This window comes from Ahrensia marina (genome assembly GCF_001293565.1).
Taxonomy (GTDB): domain Bacteria; phylum Pseudomonadota; class Alphaproteobacteria; order Rhizobiales; family Rhizobiaceae; genus Ahrensia; species Ahrensia marina.
Genome location: NZ_JXMU01000065.1, coordinates 1 through 301, shown reverse-complemented (window position 1 = coordinate 301; position 301 = coordinate 1). Strand labels below are relative to the sequence as shown.

Sequence of the window (301 nt, the reverse complement as noted above, 5' to 3'; positions counted from 1 at the left end):
TCGCAGCACCAAGACCCAAAGCGTCCTGAACTGTGCCAAGAGCTTTTGTGTCTGAGCGCATTGTTGTCGCGATAGACCAATAAGCAGCGTTGTCACTGGCTTGAGAAACGGCTTTACCTGTAGAAATACGGGCCTGTGTTGTTTCAATAGCAGAATTTGTAGACTGCAGGGATTTAAGCGCAGTCATCGCTGCAGTGTTCGTCAAAATACTGGACATAAATTGTCCCTTTCAAAAGATACTCAAAGAAGGGACATGCCGGATATCCCGGTTCGATGGACAGGCATCATGCCATAGCCAACC

The 301-nt window shown here is 47.8% G+C and carries 1 protein-coding gene; it reads right to left on the bottom strand.

Annotation, left to right across the window (positions count from 1 at the left end; all coding sequences use genetic code 11):
- Positions 1–217: flagellin N-terminal helical domain-containing protein (locus tag SU32_RS17040; RefSeq protein WP_483756994.1), on the bottom strand; the 217-nt coding region annotated here is incomplete at its 3' end.
- Positions 218–301 lie beyond the last annotated feature (84 nt).